This window comes from Solibacillus sp. FSL W7-1436 (assembly GCF_038007305.1).
Taxonomy (GTDB): Bacteria; Bacillota; Bacilli; order Bacillales_A; family Planococcaceae; genus Solibacillus.
In genome coordinates, this window is record NZ_JBBOWV010000001.1 from 917,964 (window position 1) to 938,028 (window position 20,065).

At 37.1% G+C, this 20,065-nt stretch carries 20 protein-coding genes; 8 read left to right on the forward strand and 12 right to left on the reverse strand.

Going from position 1 to position 20,065, the window contains the following annotated elements; translation table 11 throughout:
* Positions 1 to 534 precede the first annotated feature (534 nt).
* Positions 535 to 1,398: a DegV family protein gene (locus MKX73_RS04665; RefSeq protein ID WP_340716498.1), complete on the reverse strand. Its 864-nt coding sequence runs from the start codon at positions 1,396 to 1,398 to the stop codon at positions 535 to 537.
* Positions 1,399 to 1,576: 178 nt separating this feature from the next.
* On the reverse strand, positions 1,577 to 2,431 hold the full coding sequence (locus tag MKX73_RS04670) for a dimethylarginine dimethylaminohydrolase family protein (protein WP_340716499.1): 855 nt from the start codon (positions 2,429 to 2,431) through the stop codon (positions 1,577 to 1,579).
* A gap of 169 nt (positions 2,432 to 2,600) precedes the next feature.
* Between MKX73_RS04670 and MKX73_RS04675 the strand changes: the two genes are divergently transcribed.
* Positions 2,601 to 3,335 carry a YqcI/YcgG family protein gene (locus MKX73_RS04675; RefSeq protein WP_340716500.1) on the forward strand — a complete coding sequence of 245 codons (735 nt, stop codon included), beginning with the start codon at positions 2,601 to 2,603 and terminating at the stop codon, positions 3,333 to 3,335.
* 67 nt (positions 3,336 to 3,402) lie between these two features.
* Here the strand turns inward: MKX73_RS04675 and MKX73_RS04680 are convergent, their stop codons facing one another.
* From MKX73_RS04680 to MKX73_RS04690, 3 genes are all read right to left on the reverse strand, one after another.
* Complete coding sequence (locus tag MKX73_RS04680) at positions 3,403 to 3,684, reverse strand: potassium transporter Kef (protein WP_340716501.1); 282 nt, start codon at positions 3,682 to 3,684, stop codon at positions 3,403 to 3,405.
* Positions 3,685 to 3,730: 46 nt separating this feature from the next.
* A complete protein-coding gene (locus MKX73_RS04685; protein WP_340716502.1) occupies positions 3,731 to 4,582 on the reverse strand; it encodes a DegV family protein in 852 nt (283 codons plus the stop codon).
* A gap of 210 nt (positions 4,583 to 4,792) precedes the next feature.
* Complete coding sequence (locus MKX73_RS04690; protein WP_340716503.1) at positions 4,793 to 5,692, reverse strand: NAD(P)/FAD-dependent oxidoreductase; 900 nt, start codon at positions 5,690 to 5,692, stop codon at positions 4,793 to 4,795.
* Between the two features lie 324 nt (positions 5,693 to 6,016).
* Here MKX73_RS04690 and MKX73_RS04695 point away from each other — a divergent pair, with 324 nt between their 5' ends.
* Complete coding sequence (locus MKX73_RS04695) at positions 6,017 to 8,062, forward strand: methyl-accepting chemotaxis protein (RefSeq protein ID WP_340716504.1); 2,046 nt, start codon at positions 6,017 to 6,019, stop codon at positions 8,060 to 8,062.
* A gap of 58 nt (positions 8,063 to 8,120) precedes the next feature.
* On the opposite strand, the gene MKX73_RS04700 is transcribed toward MKX73_RS04695, so the two are convergent.
* The 5 genes from MKX73_RS04700 to MKX73_RS04720 all read right to left on the reverse strand — a co-directional run bounded on the left by MKX73_RS04700 (position 8,121) and on the right by MKX73_RS04720 (position 12,659).
* Positions 8,121 to 8,294, reverse strand: coding sequence for a hypothetical protein (locus MKX73_RS04700; protein WP_340716505.1), 174 nt, complete (start codon positions 8,292 to 8,294; stop codon positions 8,121 to 8,123).
* A 54-nt stretch (positions 8,295 to 8,348) separates the two neighbouring features.
* Positions 8,349 to 8,819 carry an SRPBCC domain-containing protein gene (locus MKX73_RS04705; protein WP_340716506.1) on the reverse strand — a complete coding sequence of 157 codons (471 nt, stop codon included), beginning with the start codon at positions 8,817 to 8,819 and terminating at the stop codon, positions 8,349 to 8,351.
* A 206-nt stretch (positions 8,820 to 9,025) separates the two neighbouring features.
* On the reverse strand, positions 9,026 to 9,823 hold the full coding sequence (locus tag MKX73_RS04710; protein ID WP_340718846.1) for a CsxC family protein: 798 nt from the start codon (positions 9,821 to 9,823) through the stop codon (positions 9,026 to 9,028).
* 265 nt (positions 9,824 to 10,088) lie between these two features.
* Positions 10,089 to 11,810, reverse strand: a complete 1,722-nt coding sequence (locus MKX73_RS04715; protein WP_340716507.1) for a hypothetical protein — start codon at positions 11,808 to 11,810, stop codon at positions 10,089 to 10,091.
* Positions 11,811 to 11,900: 90 nt separating this feature from the next.
* Positions 11,901 to 12,659 (reverse strand): CsxC family protein, encoded by a 759-nt coding sequence (locus MKX73_RS04720; RefSeq protein WP_340716508.1) that lies wholly within the window; start codon positions 12,657 to 12,659, stop codon positions 11,901 to 11,903.
* A gap of 156 nt (positions 12,660 to 12,815) precedes the next feature.
* On the opposite strand from MKX73_RS04720, the gene MKX73_RS04725 reads away from it, so the two are divergent.
* Positions 12,816 to 14,003, forward strand: a complete 1,188-nt coding sequence (locus MKX73_RS04725; protein WP_340716509.1) for a ParM/StbA family protein — start codon at positions 12,816 to 12,818, stop codon at positions 14,001 to 14,003.
* 12 nt (positions 14,004 to 14,015) lie between these two features.
* Positions 14,016 to 14,381 (forward strand): dehydrogenase, encoded by a 366-nt coding sequence (locus MKX73_RS04730; protein WP_340716510.1) that lies wholly within the window; start codon positions 14,016 to 14,018, stop codon positions 14,379 to 14,381.
* A 53-nt stretch (positions 14,382 to 14,434) separates the two neighbouring features.
* Here MKX73_RS04730 and MKX73_RS04735 read toward each other — a convergent pair whose 3' ends face one another.
* Positions 14,435 to 15,004 carry a CotY/CotZ family spore coat protein gene (locus tag MKX73_RS04735; protein ID WP_340716511.1) on the reverse strand — a complete coding sequence of 190 codons (570 nt, stop codon included), beginning with the start codon at positions 15,002 to 15,004 and terminating at the stop codon, positions 14,435 to 14,437.
* A 253-nt stretch (positions 15,005 to 15,257) separates the two neighbouring features.
* Between MKX73_RS04735 and MKX73_RS04740 the strand changes: the two genes are divergently transcribed.
* From MKX73_RS04740 to MKX73_RS04755, 4 genes are all read left to right on the forward strand, one after another.
* Positions 15,258 to 15,887 carry a nitroreductase family protein gene (locus MKX73_RS04740; RefSeq protein WP_340716512.1) on the forward strand — a complete coding sequence of 210 codons (630 nt, stop codon included), beginning with the start codon at positions 15,258 to 15,260 and terminating at the stop codon, positions 15,885 to 15,887.
* A 144-nt stretch (positions 15,888 to 16,031) separates the two neighbouring features.
* Entirely contained in the window at positions 16,032 to 16,460 is a 429-nt protein-coding gene (locus MKX73_RS04745) for a MarR family winged helix-turn-helix transcriptional regulator (RefSeq protein ID WP_340716513.1), read from the forward strand.
* Positions 16,461 to 16,616: 156 nt separating this feature from the next.
* Positions 16,617 to 17,336: a ferredoxin--NADP reductase gene (locus MKX73_RS04750; protein WP_340716514.1), complete on the forward strand. Its 720-nt coding sequence runs from the start codon at positions 16,617 to 16,619 to the stop codon at positions 17,334 to 17,336.
* Positions 17,337 to 17,548: 212 nt separating this feature from the next.
* On the forward strand, positions 17,549 to 18,526 hold the full coding sequence (locus MKX73_RS04755) for a choloylglycine hydrolase family protein (protein WP_340716515.1): 978 nt from the start codon (positions 17,549 to 17,551) through the stop codon (positions 18,524 to 18,526).
* 62 nt (positions 18,527 to 18,588) lie between these two features.
* Here the strand turns inward: MKX73_RS04755 and rlmD are convergent, their stop codons facing one another.
* Positions 18,589 to 19,953 carry a 23S rRNA (uracil(1939)-C(5))-methyltransferase RlmD gene (gene rlmD / locus MKX73_RS04760; RefSeq protein WP_340716516.1) on the reverse strand — a complete coding sequence of 455 codons (1,365 nt, stop codon included), beginning with the start codon at positions 19,951 to 19,953 and terminating at the stop codon, positions 18,589 to 18,591.
* Positions 19,954 to 20,065: the final 112 nt, after the last annotated feature.

Sequence of the window (20,065 nt, forward strand, 5' to 3'; positions counted from 1 at the left end):
ATTTACGACCTATACTATTAAAGATTTCACTTCAAATCTAATTGACTGGAGGGTTAACCCGATGAGTGCGAATGATCAATCTCAAAAGGACCACCAAAAACTGAATAAGCTTACACAGAGTATTTTTGGAGCAATCTAAAATTAATCTGAAAGCGAGGCAGTGTGTCATGGAGGATCATAAGTGATAATCAAAAAAAGAACCTGGAATTAAAAAATCCAGGTTCTTTTTAATGTTGGAATTATTAACTGGTACAATTTAAAATATTTTTAAAAAAATTTTTTAATTAATGTTTAAAAAATTAAATACAGCCTATACTATTAAAGATTTCACTTCAAATCAAAGTGACTGGAGGGTTAACCCGATGAGTGCGAAAGATCAATCTCAAAAGGACCAACAAAAACTGAATGAGCTTAAACAGAATATTTTTGGAGTAATCTAAAATTTAATCTGAAAGCGAGGCAGTGTGTCATGGAGGAGCAAAAGTGATAATCAAATAAGAACCTGGAATTAAAACTCCAGGTTCTTTCTCTTTTTTATTGGATTTTATATGCTTCTATCCCGGCAATCCCAAATCCACCAGGACCTGCATGAGTTGAAATCATCGCGCCTGCCTGCATCCATCTTACATTTTTGAAGCCGGTTTCGTTCGCGATTTCTTCCAGACGTTTTTTAATTTTTTCATCCAGTCCGATCGAGTAGATTAAATACAATTGTTTTCGATCAATATTGTATTCATTTAAATAATCCTTCATAAGCTTCTCTGCAACAACTTCCATCTTGCCACGGTATTTTCTAGTTGAAACAAGCTTTCCTTCTTTTAACTCAATGCAGGGCTTTATTTTAAGCAATGCACCACCGATATATGCAATATTACTCACCCGTCCCCCTGCCTTTAAAAAGTCTAAACTTCCGGGCAGGAAAGCCAGTCTTGTTTTAGGTACGATCGATTCTATTTTTTCAATTAAGTGCTCGTGGCTAATCTCAGGCTCTTCTTCAAGTAATTGAGCTGCATACATCACCACTGCACCTAATCCACCCGTTACATTTAATGCATCAATAAGAAAAAGATCGTCAAAACCTTCTGCTGCAATTACCGCACTTTGAAAGGAAGCAGATGCTTTAGATGTATAGCCAATGTGAATAATGATGCTCTCAGGAAACTTCAATCGAATATTTGTGAACAACTCTTCATATTCATGGACATTCGTCGCAGCTGTAGACGGTATTGTTTTCATTCGATCATAAAAATCAAAAACTTCTTCTACAGACAACTCACCATCCAAATAATCTTTTCCATCCATAATAACGTGCATCGGTACTACTTGAATTTGATGTTTTTCAACCAGGTCAATCGGTAAATCCGCACCACTCTCAGTCGATAAAATAATTCTTTTCATTGTACCTTCCTTTCAAAAATGCAGTCACTGCTGCAATCTATTTTTGCGTATTCACCTTAAATATACACTAAAAAGGAAAGGCGGGAAGCACATCTTTTAGAATGAGCGTTGTATAAAATACATATAGTAAAATCGAATGCTAATTAAAAAGTCACACCGTTAATAACGACATTAAATTTTACTGCCGTACAATTGGCATTGAACAGCATCTGAACGAGCCGCCCGATTTAATGATTTCTGAAAAGTCGACTTCCAGCACTTCATAGCCGTGCTGTCTCATTTGATAATTCACATCCCGGTTAACCGGCAAGCTCAGCACGCGATTTTGTCCAATGGAAAGTACATTTGTCCCCATTGAAAATTGCTCTCTTTCACCTACTTCGATTAAGTGATACATACTCGATAAAAGTTTGACTGTTTCCGGTTCGAAGGCTTCCGGAAAAATAAGTCCATCTTTGGATGATAGAATATTGAATACACAGTCTAAATGTAAATATTTCGGGTTAAACCGTATTGGGAAAATTTCATAATCAGGCAGTTCTTTTTGTAAATTTTGAATGGCCTTTTTGCATGTGCGATCACTGATTCCGACAAAGACCCGATTGCCGTCAATAATCACATCGCCCCCTTCAATAGAGTGTACAGAAAGATTATTGTAGGAAATTTCATTGTCATTCAACCATTGTGCCAGTATTTTCTCTTCACCTTGTCGGATAGGATTGGCCATCTCTGAAACAAATAACTGATTTCCGATCGTAAAACCAATATCTCTTGTAAATACTTGTTCCGGATGGTCTTTACTTGGTGGTAGCTTAATTACTTCCACACCAGCATTAATTAGCGTTTGTTCAAAGTTTTGATGCTGGGCTAACGCAAGATCCTGATCGATATTATCATGCTTATATTTTTTTTGAACATCATTAATCACTTCTTTAATTTCCATATATTCAGGTTCACATAAAACAACCTTTTTTAAAGTTCCATATTCACTTTTACATACTATTTGGGATTGTTTTGAAAATATTTTTACCATAAGTCATCCTCCAGGTTCTTGATTCACCTTTATACCTTTCCCTATTTTTCCGATTTCATAAACCATTTGTGATTATTAAGAGGGATGAATACGGTTGTTTTAAGAAATTTTCAAAAGGGTATGGAACTGCAATAAGACTATGAAGAAGAACAGTAACGGAGGAGATTTTATGATTACGAAAGGGCAGGCACTATTAACTAAAGAAGATTTCCGCAATCGAACAGACTTGCCGAATTGGCTCTATAAAGAATACGAAACTTTTCATAACACTGTAACAGATAAAACATTCCCTTGCTTTTTTGGGATGAGCGGCGAACTAAAAGGCGAACTTCGCTATGCATATATTACACAGGACGACTGGAGTAATTTACCCCATGCTGTTGAAGGTTTTTTAGATTTATTTAACCAGCCCAATTATAAAAGGCACGGTCTATTTGTATTTGTTGAACCTTTTGAACAAGAGGGTGCGCTTGATGACTACCGTCAGCAATTTTGGGATATCCTCCAGTATCTACATACAGCCGATAAAGTAGAATGGCCGGAAAACAGCCCTCGTGATCCGGATCATTATTTGTGGGATTTTCATTTTGCTGGAGAACCAATCTTTGTATTCGGAAATGCTCCTGCCTATAAGAGGCGCAAAACCCGCCATTTAGGAAATGCGATGGTGCTCGGTTTTCAGCCGCGTAAAATATTCCAAGGTTTAGAGGGTACCGAAAAAGGCGGTATTATGTCCAGAGAAAAAGTGCGCAAACGTGTAGAGGTTTGGGATCAGCTTCCGAAGCATCCTGATATCGGTCACTTTGGAGACCCGACACATAACGAATGGAAACAATCTTTTATCGGCGACGATATTGTCCCGATTCAAGGAAAATGCCCTTTCCAGCATAAATCATTGCTATGAGTTTATATTTCTGTTAAACAAAAGAACGAATCCACTATGAGATTCGTTCTTTTTCATTATTTCCAGGCTAACGCTTTCTTTTCAAACGAAACGATTGAATAAGCGCAAATAAAAATAGGAAAATACTAATAATCCACACTAAATAGAATACTAATCCTAATCCGATATTCGCGTCCTGATAATCCATTATTTTATTATCGATCAATACCCATGTCAATAAAGCGAGCGCTGTAATACCGATGAGGCTCATGATCATTCTGGATAGTCCTTTACTAACATAAAAGATGACAATTAATAATGCAATTAATACAACATAAGTCAGTGCCGATATCCATACAATTTTATCCATACTGTACCTACCCCTCAGTTAACGAAACGTTACACCCGATAAACAGCTAACATTCCAGTCCGGCAATACCAACGCCTCCCGGACCAGCATGCGTCGATATTCCAGCTCCCGCCTGCATCCATTTCACATTTTCGAATCCTTTTCCCCTGGCAATTTCAACCATCCGTGTTTTAATACTTTCATCAAGTCCGATCGAATAAATTAAAAATAGCAGTTTTCTATCAATATTAAATTCATTTAAATAATCACGCATAAACTTTTCTGCTACAATACTCATTTTCCCGCGATAGTTTCTTGTTGAAACAAGTTTTCCTTCTTTTAATTCAATGCAAGGTTTTATTTTCAACAATGCTCCGCCAATATACACAAGGTTGCTTACTCTTCCTCCAGCTTTCAAAAAATCGAGACTGCCGGGAAGAATTGCAAGCCTTGTTTTCGGAACAAAGGATTCTATTTCCTTTATTAAACGGATATGGTCGATGGAAGGTTCATTTTCAAGCAGTACGGCTGCATACATGACGATTGCAGCTAATCCCCCCGTTATATTTAAAGAATCTATCAGATAAAGATCATCAAATTCTTTTGCTGCAATGACCGCGCTTTGAAAAGTAACGGATGCTTTTGATGTACAACCAATGTGAATAATAATACTATCCGGAAAATCAGTTCTGATTTTAGAAAATAAATTATGATACTCCTGTACATTAGTAGCTGCAGTAGATGGGATTTTCTTAGTCCGACTGTAATAATCAAAAACTTCTTCTACAGAGAGTTCCCCGTCCAAATAATCTTTCCCACCCATAATGATATGCATTGGAGCTACTTGAATTTGATATTTCTCAACCAGTTCTTTCGGTAAATCAGCCCCACTGTCAGTTGATAAAATAATCTTTCTCATCGAATACACCTTCCAATTAACGCAGCCATTTCTGCGTACTTATATTTTCCTGTAATAGAAACTTACTTATATTTTAATTGAACTACTACTATATTTATATGTAAGAGTTAGTTTGGCATAACCTGTTTAGATATGTTCAATAGAAAAAAACGAATTCTTTTTCAAAAATTCGTTTTTTATATTTATCGATCTACATCTTTTTCTTCCTATTTAAAAACGTTCCTCGGTAAGGTCCACATTTACTGAAACTGCCGCTTTATTCCCTCTGGCAGCCGATATCATTAACGATGAAGGTCGGGCTGTTTCGGTTTCTCCTGCTATATAGACATTTTTTTCAGATGTTCTGCCGACACCATCCGTTATGACTTTTCCATTTTCATGTACTTCACAACCTAACATTTCCACAAGCTTATTCGGACGGTAATATGTTGGCGCTACAAAACCAAAAGATCGTTGAAGTGTTTCTCCTGATTCAAATTCTACTTTTTCTAAAAACCCGTCATTACCTATTAAGGTTTTTATCCGATCCTCAATTATTTCGATATTTCGTTTTTCCAGCTGCGCCGACGCCTCTTTCGAAAGTTCAAGGCCATTTGTCAGAACAACTAAATCCTCTGACCAGTTATATATTAATTTAGTCAAATGCAACACATGCTCTTCTTTTTCCGCGATAACCACTAAGGGCTTATCCCGCTGCTCCCAACCATCGCAGTATGGACAGCTGAATAAACTTTTTCCGTAATAGTTTCTTATGCTCGGTATGAAAAAAACCTCCTGAATACCTGTAGCCAATATTATCTTTTCCGTCATATACTCCTTGTCATTAGAAGCCTTGACAATATACTTTTCATTATCCTTGGTTATCTCCGTAACTGTTGCGTTGGCATAGGATACTGATGGATAGTTCTCCAATTCTTTCAATCCTATTTCTCTGAACTCCTGAGGGTTGGTCCGATCCCGTGTAATAAATCCGCGCGCCTCTTCCGTCACGCGATTTCGATTCGTTTTATCATCGATTAATACAATCTTTCTTCTAGCCCTCCCTAAAACTAAACTGGCACTTAATCCAGCAGGGCCTCCGCCGATTACAATGCAATCGAGTACATCCATTTTTATCACCCACTCATTTGTTTCTGTTTTCATAAATTCCCAGTATCTATATAGAAAAAACATCAATAATTCTTTATGCCCTATCTTGGATATTTTGAACCAAAAATCCAGAAGTATCCTTTAGCCACCAATTTTCATATAAAAACTTTCCTTAAAAACAAATCAAATAATAAAATAAGTCAAAAAATTATAACTTCTTATTATAAATAGTAATTTACCAAAATTTAGATAGACAAAAGTCCTACAATAATATATTCTATTATTCGTCTATCAAACCCTCGTTTTGGGAATGAAAGTCAATACATAGGTAAAAGGTAGATGAAAATGAAGATACTTAAAAATTTAAAGATAAAAAATAAGTGGATGGTGTTAATTTCACTCGCGGTCATTGCAGCGGTCGTAATCACGGTATTATTTAGCCAGTGGACTGTCCGAAATATTTTAACAGAAGAAAACGAACAGACTTCTTCCAACAATGCCAAAAATGCTGTTGATCAGGTGTCCTTAGGTTTGGAAACGTACGAAACAAATCTTCTGCAATTCGGTCAGGTTATCGAAACGATTTTACAAAAAGACCAAGTGGATTATTTACATATCGATGAAATTACAAGCACTTTAAAAGACAACAATGAAAACTACTTATCCGTCTACTTCATGGATTTTAAATCCGGCAAACTCCATGCCACGCCTGGAATCGATTATGAGTGGGATGTACGTGATTCTCAAACATTTGCAAAATTGAATGCAAACCCTAACATACAATGGATGGATGTCTATTTGGATACTGGTATAAACAAGCTGATGACCTCTGTTATTGCCCCGGTATTTAAAGATGACGAACTTGTCGGTGCGGTCGGCTATGATATTGATTTCTCTACAATTGGTGAGATTCGCGAAGGTATCGAAGCAAAATCGTCTTCAAAATTAATGATTGTCGATCCTAATGGATTGATTGTATCTTCATTTATCGGAGATGGAGACGGAAAGAATATCATTGCCGATAATTCCGGCAAGATTGCTGGCGTTACCGATCTATTGGATACTTCCGAATTAGAGAAAAAATTTAACTGGCTGGCAGATGCTAAAGGTAGCAACAGCCAAATTAAACAGTTTGAATGGAATGACGTGAATTACACCGGTGAAATTCAAGTAATCGAGAAAAATAACTGGCAAATTGTTTCTTTGGTAGATGAGGATAGTTATGCTCAACAGTTAGAAAGACTAACGGTTGCAGGCTGGATTTCAATAGCAATCGGCCTAATAATAGGTTGTTTATTCGCCTATTTCATGGCACGAAAATTAGTGGATATTTTAAATAGCTTTAAAGATGTATTTGAAAAAACAGCAAGCGGTGACTTTATTTCACGTTTCGAAACAAAGTCAAATGATGAAATTGCAGACTTGGCAAATGAATACAATTATATGCTCGATGAAGTTCGCAATTTAATTAACCAAGTAAATGAAAACTCAATGGAGATCAAGCATTCTTCCAACAGTTTATCTATTATCGCCAAGGAAAACGAGCAAGCGTTAAACAATGTCTCAAACAGCATCGAAGAAATTGCTATGAATACGAGCACACAGGCAGAAAAAATGCATGATGGTTCTACAGCTATTCATGTATTGGCCGATGGTATAGAATCTATCGAACTGAAAACTCAGCAAATGGTAAATGAGGCTGACGAAGCATTGGCAGAAGTGCACACAAGTATCGATAAAGTTCAGCAATTGGAAACATCCTATGCGAATTTAGAACGGGCATTCAATGAAGTTACAGCCGTAACCGGACAGCTGGACGGGAAAACGAAATCGATTTCGAAAGTAACAGATGTAATTGCCCAAATTACTGAACAAACAAATTTACTTGCACTTAATGCTTCCATTGAAGCTGCTCGAGCAGGTGAACACGGGAAAGGGTTTGCGGTTGTAGCAGATGAAGTAAGGAGCTTGGCAGAAAGTTCAAAAGCGGCAACAACTAATATTCAGCAGATTATTCTAAGTATTTTAGAAGATACTCAGCAACTCGTCCAAGTGATGAAGCACACAAATGAGATTAGCGAAGATCAGAAGTTGGCGGTTAATACTGTAGATAATGCAATTAAACAGCTTTCCGATACATTGGAAAATATGAAAGTGTCGATTTCGAACACAATGGAAAATGTATCAACAATGCAGCAGCAAAAAAATGTCGTTGTATCTTCAATAGCAGTTGTTAATGAAATGACAACAGAGGTTACAGCAGAGACGCAGGAAATTGCGAGTTCGATCGAAGAGCAGACATCCGCTACTTCTGAAGTAACGATGCATGCTACTCACTTAAATAAACAAGTTGAAAAATTAACTGAGTCTGTTTCGAAATTTAAACTATAAGAAATTAGAGAACCCCAATACACAATTTAACGTGTATTGGGGTTTTCCTTATTGAAACTTAACAATCCTGCTTATTCTGCTTTTGGTTTTGATTACGATTTTGATTTTGGTTAAAGTTTACTTCCTGAGCAAATTCTTCACGGTTTGCTCTTGGTCTGTTAGCATTCTGATTTTGGTTTTGCTGTTTTTTGTTATCCTGCGTTTTATTGTTTTTATGTTTATTGTTACCCATTCCAACTCACCTCCACTAACAGTGTGTGTGGAAAGTAATTTTCTATCCCATTGTTCAACTAAAAGCTTTGCTGTAAATTTCACGCAATTCGGCTGAGTTATCTTGCCAATTTGTCGCTTCCCCTTTAATGATTTGGCTAAATACATCAAGACAGCGATGCCATCCTGCCGCTGTATTCACCGCCCATGAAGCATCATCAAAAGTATGGGTAAAATTCATTTTGCATCCGCTGTTCTCTTCTTCCAATGAAATATTTATCAAATCATCAACTTCACGGAAACTAAACAAATATGGCTTTTTTAATTCTGTGATTGTTGCTGTGTACGTTGTCCCTTCACCATCATCAAAAACAATCTGGCCATCAATTTTGATATCCATTTCCCCTGTTGCGAAAGGATACCACTGCATAAAGTGTTCGGGACTTGTCAAAATAGAGAAAACCTCTTCCTGACTTACGGGAAAAAATCGTTCAAATTTTAAAATATGGCGGCCGTTCAATTCATGTAGTGTTCCGTAATCTTTCATCGTATCATGCTCCTACTCTTATGTTATTTATACAGTTTATTATACTATGTACTAAATTTTTAATAATCTTTATTTATGAAGTTTCTTGAAACAGTAAAATGCAAAATTTGTTGAAAGTATAAATTTAACCTTAATACAAAGAGGCATCCAAAATCGTATGGACGACTTTGGATGCCTCTAATTTCAAATGTACTAACAGCTTGCTTTTATCCTTCAGGAGTAATACCAAGGTTGTTAGGTACAACTGATGTTAACGCACCGCCAGCACCTACATTGACTTGTTGAATTTGTAATACTTTTAAAGTAAGGTCAAGCACGATTTTTTCACGTAACATGTGGAAAGATCCGTCATGGTATGTGCCGTTTGGTGAAAAATCAAGTTCATAGAAGTTAGCAGCAACTAACTCACCGTATGGCTGCTCATTATATCTTACAAGATTTTGGAAGAAGTATTTGTCCAAACGAGCATCCATTTCAGTCTTTTCATTTAGGAAGTTAGCTTCGCTATTTGCTGAGAAGCCGAAAATTGGTAGATTGAAGAAATCATCTGCTGTTAATTCTGCAAAACCTGTGAATCGAACATTTGCGATACGATCTTGAAGTGGTGCATTGTAATCTGCAGAAGCATATTCAATATTTTTGCGGATATGTCCTCCTACAAATAATTTCGCTCTTGTTACTGTGAAATAGCCTGTAGGAAGACCAGTAGTAGCGTCAGTAATTGGTGCAAATGCTACCGGAACTAATTTTACTTGATCTAAAAATACATGTTTTTTAACCCGCTTAATCTCAGTAGCTGGCGGATATAGGGAAATATCTGATTCTACTACGATTTGCAGCGTTCTTTCTGCAAGTACTACCGGAATCTTAAATGTAGGAGTAGTAAGTGGAGACGGAACTAAAGTAACATCAGAATCCGTTACCGGAATCTGCTGATTTGATTTGACCCCTGTGTCCTCCCCCGGTTTACAATTTTTTGCTTGCTTTGAATAGCCATCGTTCATTGAATGGCCATCATTCTTTGAATAATTTTGATCCATTATTTAATACCCTCTTTCTTTTTTGTTAGAGGCAAAGTTGCACTCTACACTCCTAACATATGAACTGATGTTTTTATGCCATAGGCTAGCAAAATAGTCATATGATTCAATTTTAAAAAACATTTTTTTGTTACATCAAATTGCAATTTCCAGTCTCCAAATCTTAGAATAAGAAAACTTTTCTAAAAAGCTTGTCCTCTTATTTCCTTAAAAAAATGCTACTCTCTGATTATTTCGAGTAGCAATCCAGTTCAATATATTGGTCCTGCATAAAATGAATAGACAATTGCGCGACACCATTGACTTGCAATTGTTTTTCTGTTGAATTTAATTCTTGATGCCATACAAAGTGGACTTTTTTCAATTGACTTTGAATGGGTTCTGAAAATTTTTGGTGAAATTCGTAGTGGTTATTGGCATTATGTTGATGTTGGGCTTGGAATGTAAATTCTTTTTCATTGCTAAAAGGAAAATCAGGTGCTGTTACCCAATTAATATTTACCGTTTTAGACCATGGAATGAAGAATTTTAATGCTTGAATTTTATTCACCGATTCTTTGTTATTAAACTCACATGTTGCGATAAATTCTCCTTTTAGAAAAGCAGTTTTCGAAGGTAATACAACTTGACAATCAAGCGATTGGATAGACCATTCTATTTTTAATATATTATTAAGCGGCTTCAACAGATCAATTGTTTCAATAATATCAACCTCTGTTTCCAGTTCAGTCAAGAGTACTGGCATTTTGACAGTTACTGTTTTTTCCTTTTCGGTAATATCGGTAAAACAAATGTTCTTCCGGAAATGCTGCTCGTCTTCAACTTCCTTATTACCGGCTGTTTCCGCATCATTTGTATTACTGTATGGCTTCCCTGCCTCCGATTCATCGGTTTCCGAAAGCAGCCTAATGAATTTTTCTACCATTAAATCAGTACTTTCCTCAAAAGCATCATCATTTTCTCTGTCCAAGTTTCCGTCTTGCTTTTCTTCATCCGAATCATCATCTTCCGAAAGCACCGTCAAAAATTTATCCACCATTGTGTCGACAGGATCATCAAACGTATCCTTTTCTTCATTGTTCGTATTCTTATCTTGGTTAACTTCTTGTAAATCGTCGTTTTCTAAGGATATAGTCGTAAATTTGTCTTCCATAGTGTCGATATTTTCATTTAATGTATCAAGTTCACTTTCTGCCTTGTCACTGTCTTGCTTTTCCTCCTGCAACTCACTGCTTTCTGAAAACAAGGCAAAGAATTCCTCATCTTCTGTATTCATGTTTTGCGATTCATCACTTGCTAAAAACAGATCCAGGAATTTATCTTCCAAAGTACCGGTAGTTTTGTTTGCAAATTTACTACTTTCTTCATCAGTGAGGTTTTTATATTTTTCGTGAACGTATGTTGGGGAAATACCTTTATCATTCAGATCATTGATGTATTCTTCATCCAGGTTATTTTCAGTTGCGGATGTGCTTTCACTCGAATTTAATAAGAATTCGCTATCAAATTGGTTTTCTGGAAGTGTCGTAACTTCTTCCTTTATAGAAGGCGCAGTATCCTCAAGCATTAGCGAGAATTCCTTCACTAAATTTGTAACCACTTCTTCCCTGCCCTTTTTCTCTATAGGTATGTGTTTTTCTGAAGCCGTATTTAATGGCAACTCTTCTGATTTATCTTCATTCAGTGGCTTTTCTATCGAATCAACCTTTGGTGGTGAAAACATAACTGGTTTTGAATTTTTCATTTTTCCAGATTGATTATTTATATAGAGGGATTGTTTTTTCGCATTGTCATATTCACTGTTTTTTCTGCTTTGTGGATTTTCATTCTGTTCGAATCCTATCTGATTATCTATAGAAAAGTGAATCGGGTTTACTGGATTTCTATAATAATCATAAACTTTACCTTGAAATGAGTCGGGGTCTACATATGGATTCCGGAAATTATTCATCGTTTCTCGGAGGGAATGCCTACAAACATCCCCTCCTTTCCCCTCCTTACGAAAAGCTAAAGATTCCTATTCACTCTAAATATTTAATCCTTAACAAAAGTCGTCACAATCATCATTTGTCGTTGATGATACACGAATTTGCTGATTTTGAAGTACTTTTAACGTAATATCAACAACCATTTTTTCTTCGATTTGAGTAAAAACCCCTTCACCAATTGGAGCATCTTTTGACAGATGAGATCGATCAATCGCCTCATCCCATTCGATAATATGACTTGAAATCAGCTCGCAAAATGGTAATTCATTGTAATACTGAGTGGAATTTTGATGGAATTGAGAAAGGTCATTCGATAGAAATTCATCCTTTTCCGGAAATCCGCTCGGTAATGACTCCGAGATCAAGAAGTCAAACTCACTTCGCTTGTTAATGGCAGGCTGGACAGGTTTTCTCAAGTAATGTTTAATTTCCGTTACGCAGCTGAAAGGAACATCTACTGTTAAGGAATTTATACTGGAAGAGATCGTTTTAATATCACATTCCGGTTCTGTTATAGGACTCGCATATTGAATGTTTTTTCGCACGAAACCCTTTATGAATAATTTATTCGTTGGCAGAAGCAATCTGCATTGAACTAACTTAATCTGTTTCTTAACATCTTTAATTTCCAAGACTGGCTTAGGAAATTTAATACAGGCATCTAAATTTACTTGTACTGTCAATTCAGCTAAAACTACCGGAACTTTTGTATATATTTTTCCAATACTTACATGAGGTTTATGAGGTGTATTGTCACATTCATTAAAATTTGACGGGAATTTACATACATCGTTTTTTTTATCTTCGTACATCTTGCCCCTCCTAAATATCAATTAGTGCATCATATGCGGGCTAAATGCCCACCCTCTGGGCGAATACCTAAAGTTAAATTAAGCATGAAATTAATAAGTACAGGCACGTGTGGGCTATTGTTCTGCATACAATTAAAAATGAGAGGTGAGTGAGCTATGGAAGGGAAAAACCTTCTTGCGGTAGATTGCGGGAATAGCTGGTATAAAGCTTTATCATCTGATGATGGCTATTATCAGGATTATCAAATTCCAAATGCAATCTCTTTATATGATGAGGAGTTCCATGAAAAGCCTTATGATGAGGGAGATATCAAATTTGAAGAAAATCTGATTGTTGAACTCAAAAGTCACGCTATATTAGATAAAAGAGAAATATTCTATATCGGGAAGGCAGCCACAAAAAAACGTGATGTAAGTTTAACCGGATTCAATAATCAAAAGGCTGACGAAGATCGCACTTATATTCTTTTATTTGGTTTAGCGGCTTTTCATGCCATTTGCAAAAATCCTGAAGACACCGAAATTCATTATCATATTGATCAATTAGCGGTATCACTGCCAACTACTCAATATAAAGAAATGAAAGATAAGTTCAGACAACGGTTGTCAGGCACACATACCGTGATTTTTCATAAGGTACCTGGTGTTGCAGAACCGAAAGAAATAACAGTTAAATTATATGTAGAAGATGTCATTATCGGAGCGGAAGGTGCTTGTGCCTACCTTGGATTAACAAGAGATCAGGAGACACTGGGAATCAAAGATGATGAGCTGGTAAAGGATTCGCAGAAAGGGATTATTATCGGTGATTTAGGAGGAGATTCCGTTGATTTTGTCGGAATCAAAAATAATAAACCAGTTGCTTCAGTAGAAGGCGAAACATTTGGCATCAATCAATTCCTCGACAATATTATTCAAAAGGTTAGTAAAAATGAATTATATAAATTTGATTCTCGTGCGGAATTGGAAGAAAAACTTGCTGCCGGACAATCAGAATGGTATGTGGAGCCTTTTGCAGGTGTCAAAAAAGATATAAGTAAATACATTATTCCACAATTAAAGTCACTGGCCATCAAGTACTTGGAATATTTTGACCGAGTGAGAAGCAGTTCTAATGAAATTAAGGGAGCAACACGATACATCGCAGTTGGAGGAGCTGCCAAACTAGCACAGAAGCAAATACAGGAGGTAGCGGTTCGATGGGCTGATAGAGGACGGCCAATTCAATTGACATTCCCCGAACATATGGAGAAGTTAAATGTACACGGCCTGATGATTCTTGCGAAAATGAAACAACTCAAAACAGAACAAGAAAATGAAAATCTCATCTCCTCGAGAAATTAAAGGGTGATGGATATGTCTAAATTATATACAGATTACTCGAATCAGACAGCATTAACAGTCCCGTCACATTTTATCGATGTTAAAAGTGGGGAGTCAGTGGGAGTTTCAGCAGAAATCTTTAAACAAATTGAATACCATGCCGAAAACCAGACACTCAACCATTTGCTGTTATCAGCACTTACCGAATATTTCCATCCAGTGAAAAAAAGGCAGCTAAATGACGATATTTTAATAGAATTAAGCGAAATCAAACAGATGTTGCAGGGACATCAAATAAACAGCACATATGTAAGCATTCCCAAGAAAAAAGTCCAGCTGAAATCAACTGATGTAGACCTAAAAGAAGTCGATGATATTCTGGATGTTTTCGGAGGATAAAGTATATAGGTGAACTTGTGGGAGAAAGTTCACCTATTAAATTGTTATGAGCTCTATAGCCGTACTGCCGGCAAAGTAGAAACACCACAGAAACAGGATAAATCAACTGTTATGCAAATTCCCGTTTTCATTAAATCACCAACATATTGATGGTTGATTTGTTCACAAGGGCTTCTGAACTTATCGCATTTATCCCTTTTTGGTTTAAATGTTAAAAGTTCTAATTCAGCACAATCCCCTTTTAAATCTTTTATTTTAAAAATATAGCTGGTAATGCAGATAAATTTTTTATCTTTGAATCCCGCCGGACAAACAGTGACGCCTTCACCTTTAAATGGTTCACACCCACAATACAGAATAAACGGGATCGTATTTTTACTGAATTTCTTAGGCTCTTTCTCTTCCAAACGTTCTTCAAACGATTCATCGCATGGAGAACATTTCTTGTCATGTTCTTTTTCCACTTTTCTCTGTGCTTTTAAAATCGCTTCAAGAATTTCCTCTACACAAGCTCCCCCATCTTTCCCCTTATGGCAATTACATTTACGTTTGTAGTGTCCTTCTTCTTTGTAATCTGAAATATATTCCTGACTAGAACTACTCTCTTTATCATGGTTATACATGCCTTCCACTCCCCAAAAATAATAATTATTCTTTTTATCTTATGGGCAAGGAAAGTATTATGTTTAAACACTTAGCCTATTGAAGGTAAATTTAACATACCGTGCGCACGTAAATTCTATCTTTCTTATATAACCCGCTTTACGATAGTTATTTCCACAAAATTTTTTGTCCGCAAAACGTATGACTTGTCAACCATTGATTAATCAACTAAACTAATAACCTATTCAAATTTCAATAAAAAGGGTGAAAAAGATGTTACAACAAAAAACAGCTTTAGAAAAATTAATGGAAGAACGTAAATCAGTTCGTAAATATGTACCTGGTGTTACGATTCCCCGCGAGACAATTCAACATATTCTACAGCAGGCAACATCAGCTCCTTCATCAAGTAACCTACAGCCTTGGCGCTTTCTTGTTATTGACGATGCAGAGCAGAAGAAAGAGTTGCGCATTGCCGGATTTAATCAGGAGCAAATCGAAACTTCATCTGCAATTATTGCCGTAATCGGTGATATTGAAATGTATAAAAACGCTAAGCAAATTAACGATTTAAATGTTGAACTGGGCTATATGCCACGTGAGATTGCCGATATGATGATTTCCAATTCCGAAGCGGCGTACAGCAGTTTTTCTGATGCAGAACGCAGTAATATCGCCCATTTAGATTCAGGTCTAATTTCTATGCAAATAGTCCTTTTAGCGAAGGATATGGGCTATGATACAGTAATCATGGGCGGCTTTGATAAAGCTGCATTTGCTAAAAAATATGAGCTGCCTGCAAATGAGCAGCCGATGATTTTAATCGCTATCGGAAAAGCTGCAATGCCGGCACGTAATTCATCGCGCCTGCCACTCGATCAAATTATTCGTTTCACTAGCTAATAGCATTACAGGTTCCTTTACCTGACTGGTGTAATTCAAATCATATAGTTTGAAATTTTTTATGCTTTATCCGATTGAACGGAAATGCTACCATATAGGAATAGATACCTAGAACGAAGAGAAATCAATGTAGGGAGGGTTAGTATGGACGTTTGTCTGGATGATAAAAAACAGATGATTATAATGTTAAAAAGATTAGACCGTCATGTAACGCAAATTTTTGAAAAAAGAACTGAAATCAGTTTGACGAGATACGAAATTCTAGTTTCTTTAATCAAAAGAGGAAGCGTTACACAAAAGGTGCTGCAACAATCATTAGCTATTGACCAGGCGGCAATTACACGCCATTTAAAGCTGCTTGAAGAACAGCAATATGTCGAACGCAAGCGCAACGAAAAGAACAACCGTGAAGTACTTGTAACGATTTCCGATAAAGGACGGGCATTACTTGAAGGTTGCACAATGTTTAAAGACCAGTTTTTGAATGATCTTTATGAAGATTTTTCAGATAGTGAATTACAGCAGCTTAAGCAATTTCTTACGCGCCTGAATCATAATGTAGAGAATCTTTAATCAGTTTATAATATTAAAGGAAGAAGAACGGTTTCCCCTATTCAGGAGGATATCGTTCTTCTTTTTTATTGACGGATACTTTTAAATGAGAATGTTTATCACCTATGATATACTCTAACTATAAAGAAAATAATCATTACTTGAGGAGAATGTATTATGCAAATATACTGGACGAAAATAAACAAAATCATTGAAGAAACACCGGAAGTTAAAACATTTTTACTGGATCTTCCTGAAGGCTTTACATGGGAAGAAGGTGCACATACCCACCTTGCATTAGAAGGGTTCAATGCCGGCGATCAGCCTAATAAAAGCCTCGTTCGCCATATGTCCATCTCCACATTGCCAAATGAGCAGACTGTCGGGATTACAACACGCATAAGAGAACTGTGCTCTGAGTTTAAATCGATTTTAAGAAACCTGGAAGTCGGCGATAAGGTTGCCTTATTTAAAATCCATTCCAATGTACCGCTGAAAAGAGAAGACAAAAATATTTATTTATTATCTTCCGGTGTAGGTCTTGCAACGTTCAGACCGCTTATACTTACTTATTCGGAACGTCCTGACAACATCATCAGCATTCATTCTCTTACGATTGATTCAACAAAAGACTACTTATTTACTGATGTCTTTGAATCTGCACCTGATAAAAATTTCACATCTCAGTATGTCGATAACCGAAAAGATTACTATGAAGAAGTGAAAAAGCTTGCTGCGGATCAGGACGGCCTATTTTATGTTGTCGGCAGCGATGAGTTTATTTTGCAAAACATCGACGTGCTGCAGGAACAAGGGATTCAACCGGGACAGATTGTCCTTGATAAACGCGAACGACAATTAGCTAATTTCTTCCCGGTAGCAGAAACTACAATTTAAGTGGTTATATGAAACGGGGCTATCCTGAAAAGTTATTCCACTTTTCGGATAGCCCCGTTTTTTCACACTCACTCCCACTACATTTGTACTGGTAGGTTTAAATTGTGACTCGGTTTATTTTGACATCAAACATTATGCTGAAATTCATTTTTCAAGCCTCGCCAAGCATAGATTGAATTTTAGGGTATTTAAAAACAATGGAGGTATGTGATATGTGTACTGCTATTTCAGTACTATCTACGCAGGGAGAAAATATCTTTGGCAGAACAATGGATTTTTCCCATCCTATTGAACCTAGACTTTGGGTAATACCACGAAAATTTCAATGGAATAGTCTTGCGACAATGAAAACTAACCATAACCACTATAGCTTCATGGCCATTGGTCAAGAAACAGATGGCATGCTTGGTTTTTTTGATGGAGTTAATGAACGAGGTTTTGCTGCGGCAACATTATATTTTGAAGGTTACGCAGATTATGATTTGCCATTAGAAAATAAAGAACCTATTGCTTCCCTGGATTTTCTCCATTATTTATTAGGCCGTTGCAGTTCGGTAGATGATGTAGCGCCTTTATTAAAAAATATTCAAATTGTAGGAGTAGCCGACCCCGTTACACAAAAGGCTGCCCCCCTACATTGGATTGCTACAGATAGAAGTGGAAAATGCATTGTAATCGAGCAAACGAAAACCGGTTTAGAAGTAATAGAAAATCCTATAGGCGTCATGGCAAACAGCCCGGATTTCAGGTGGCATATGACAAACCTAAGAAATTTTATGGAAACTTCAACTACACAGAAAAAGAGCGTTAACTGGGGAAATGTATCCTTAACCCCTTTTAGTCAAGGAGGTGGAACGTCGCAATTACCAGGTGGTTTTAGTTCTCCTAGTCGTTTTGTCCGTACCGCATTTTTAAAAACTCATGTCCATCTTCCAGATAATCCAATTGAAACAATTATGACATGCTTTCACCTACTGAATAGCGTTTTTATTCCTAAAGGTATCGTAATAACAGATAGAGGAACGGTTGATTATACGAAGTATGTTGCTTTTATGAACACTAATACATGTGAATACTACTTCAAAACATATGAGAATAATCAAATACTAACGTCAAGTCTTTGGAATTACGATCTACACGGTACGCAACCAATCTGTCTCGGAACTATCGGGTATCCTTCCTCTACCTAGATAAATTACTTATCGAAAAAGAGGTGCCCAGAATCGCTTCTCGGACACCTCCCTTATAAATTTTATACTAACTCCAGCCACGCCACTGCTTCACAGTGTGTCGTGTGCGGAAACATATCAACTGGCTGCACTTCTTTTGTTTTATATCCGCCATCTTCTAAAATGCGGAGGTCGCGTGCAAGTGTTGCAGGGTTGCAGGATACGTAAACTACACGTTTCGGTTTTTGCTCGATGATTGTGTTCAGTAACGCTTCATCGCAGCCTTTACGCGGTGGATCGACTACTAATACATCTGCTTCTTTACCTTCTTTGTACCAGCGGGGAATGACTTCCTCTGCCGGGCCTGCTTCGAAATATGTGTTTGTAAAGCCGTTTAGCGCGGCATTGCGTTTTGCGTCTTCGATTGCCTGTTCGACAATTTCAACACCCATTACAAGACCGGCCTTTTGGGCTAAAAACAGTGAAATGGATCCGATTCCGCAGTATGCGTCGATTACACGCTCATTGCCTGTCAGCTGTGCATAATCGAGTGCCTGCTTATAAAGCACTTCTGTTTGAACAGGGTTGACTTGATAAAACGAGCGTGCCGAAATTTCAAAGCGGACATTGCCGATTGTATCTTCAATTGTATCCTTGCCCCAAAGCGTGAAAGTATCATTACCGAAAATAACATTTGTTTTCTCACCATTCACATTTTGTACAATGGACGTGACATTTGGAATAAGCGCTCGGATTTTTTCGATTGCCGCGCTCGCCTGCGGGAATTTTTTAGACTTCGTTACTAGTACTACCATCACTTCACCAGTTGCACGCCCTTTACGAACAACAACATGACGCAGCATGCCTTGATGGGATTTTTCATCATATGGACGCACACCTAAAATCTCTAATTCACGTTTCAAGTCTGCCATAACAACATCGGCTTCCCCTGTTTGAATTAGGCAACGCTCCATATCAACGATCGAGTGTGACTTCGTTTTATAGAAGCCTGCCACCATTTGCCCCGCTTCGTTTTGCGCGAAAGGTATTTGTGATTTGTTGCGGTAATGCCAAGGCTCTTCCATCCCTTTTACCGGATGGACAGGTGCATCGATTTTACCAAGACGCTTCATCACATTTGCGACCATATTTTGTTTCCATTTCAATTGTCCCTCATACGAAAGATGCTGTAGCTGGCATCCCCCACATTGCGAGAAATAGACACATGGTGCTTCTACACGATCAGGCGACATTTCCAATATATTGACTACTTTTGCAAAGCCGTAATTTTTCAATGTTTTCATTACATGAATCTCGGCAGTCTCTCCAGGAAGTGCCCCTTGTATAAATAATGGATAGCCATCGATTTTCGCGACGCCATTGCCATCATGTGTTAAATCTTCTATATAAACTGTTTGACGATCATTTTTTTTAATTGGTGCAGACATGTTCATTTCTTCCTCTCATTTCAATCACTTTATTGTACCATGCTCCATATATTTTGCACTTATTATACTTTCTACTAAAGTTCTGACTCATTTCAATTATTACTTTTGTTCT

Bases quoted from the DNA above. Each gene is read 5' to 3' on its own strand.
- MKX73_RS04665 (WP_340716498.1), bottom strand. From the start codon at position 1,398: ATGAAAAGAATTATTTTATCGACTGAGAGTGGTGCGGATTTACCGATT.
- MKX73_RS04670 (WP_340716499.1), bottom strand. From the start codon at position 2,431: ATGGTAAAAATATTTTCAAAACAATCCCAAATAGTATGTAAAAGTGAA.
- MKX73_RS04675 (WP_340716500.1), top strand. From the start codon at position 2,601: ATGATTACGAAAGGGCAGGCACTATTAACTAAAGAAGATTTCCGCAAT.
- MKX73_RS04680 (WP_340716501.1), bottom strand. From the start codon at position 3,684: ATGGATAAAATTGTATGGATATCGGCACTGACTTATGTTGTATTAATT.
- MKX73_RS04685 (WP_340716502.1), bottom strand. From the start codon at position 4,582: ATGAGAAAGATTATTTTATCAACTGACAGTGGGGCTGATTTACCGAAA.
- MKX73_RS04690 (WP_340716503.1), bottom strand. From the start codon at position 5,692: ATGGATGTACTCGATTGCATTGTAATCGGCGGAGGCCCTGCTGGATTA.
- MKX73_RS04695 (WP_340716504.1), top strand. From the start codon at position 6,017: ATGAAGATACTTAAAAATTTAAAGATAAAAAATAAGTGGATGGTGTTA.
- MKX73_RS04700 (WP_340716505.1), bottom strand. From the start codon at position 8,294: ATGGGTAACAATAAACATAAAAACAATAAAACGCAGGATAACAAAAAA.
- MKX73_RS04705 (WP_340716506.1), bottom strand. From the start codon at position 8,819: ATGAAAGATTACGGAACACTACATGAATTGAACGGCCGCCATATTTTA.
- MKX73_RS04710 (WP_340718846.1), bottom strand. From the start codon at position 9,823: ATGAACGATGGCTATTCAAAGCAAGCAAAAAATTGTAAACCGGGGGAG.
- MKX73_RS04715 (WP_340716507.1), bottom strand. From the start codon at position 11,810: ATGAATAATTTCCGGAATCCATATGTAGACCCCGACTCATTTCAAGGT.
- MKX73_RS04720 (WP_340716508.1), bottom strand. From the start codon at position 12,659: ATGTACGAAGATAAAAAAAACGATGTATGTAAATTCCCGTCAAATTTT.
- MKX73_RS04725 (WP_340716509.1), top strand. From the start codon at position 12,816: ATGGAAGGGAAAAACCTTCTTGCGGTAGATTGCGGGAATAGCTGGTAT.
- MKX73_RS04730 (WP_340716510.1), top strand. From the start codon at position 14,016: ATGTCTAAATTATATACAGATTACTCGAATCAGACAGCATTAACAGTC.
- MKX73_RS04735 (WP_340716511.1), bottom strand. From the start codon at position 15,004: ATGTATAACCATGATAAAGAGAGTAGTTCTAGTCAGGAATATATTTCA.
- MKX73_RS04740 (WP_340716512.1), top strand. From the start codon at position 15,258: ATGTTACAACAAAAAACAGCTTTAGAAAAATTAATGGAAGAACGTAAA.
- MKX73_RS04745 (WP_340716513.1), top strand. From the start codon at position 16,032: ATGGACGTTTGTCTGGATGATAAAAAACAGATGATTATAATGTTAAAA.
- MKX73_RS04750 (WP_340716514.1), top strand. From the start codon at position 16,617: ATGCAAATATACTGGACGAAAATAAACAAAATCATTGAAGAAACACCG.
- MKX73_RS04755 (WP_340716515.1), top strand. From the start codon at position 17,549: ATGTGTACTGCTATTTCAGTACTATCTACGCAGGGAGAAAATATCTTT.
- rlmD (WP_340716516.1), bottom strand. From the start codon at position 19,953: ATGTCTGCACCAATTAAAAAAAATGATCGTCAAACAGTTTATATAGAA.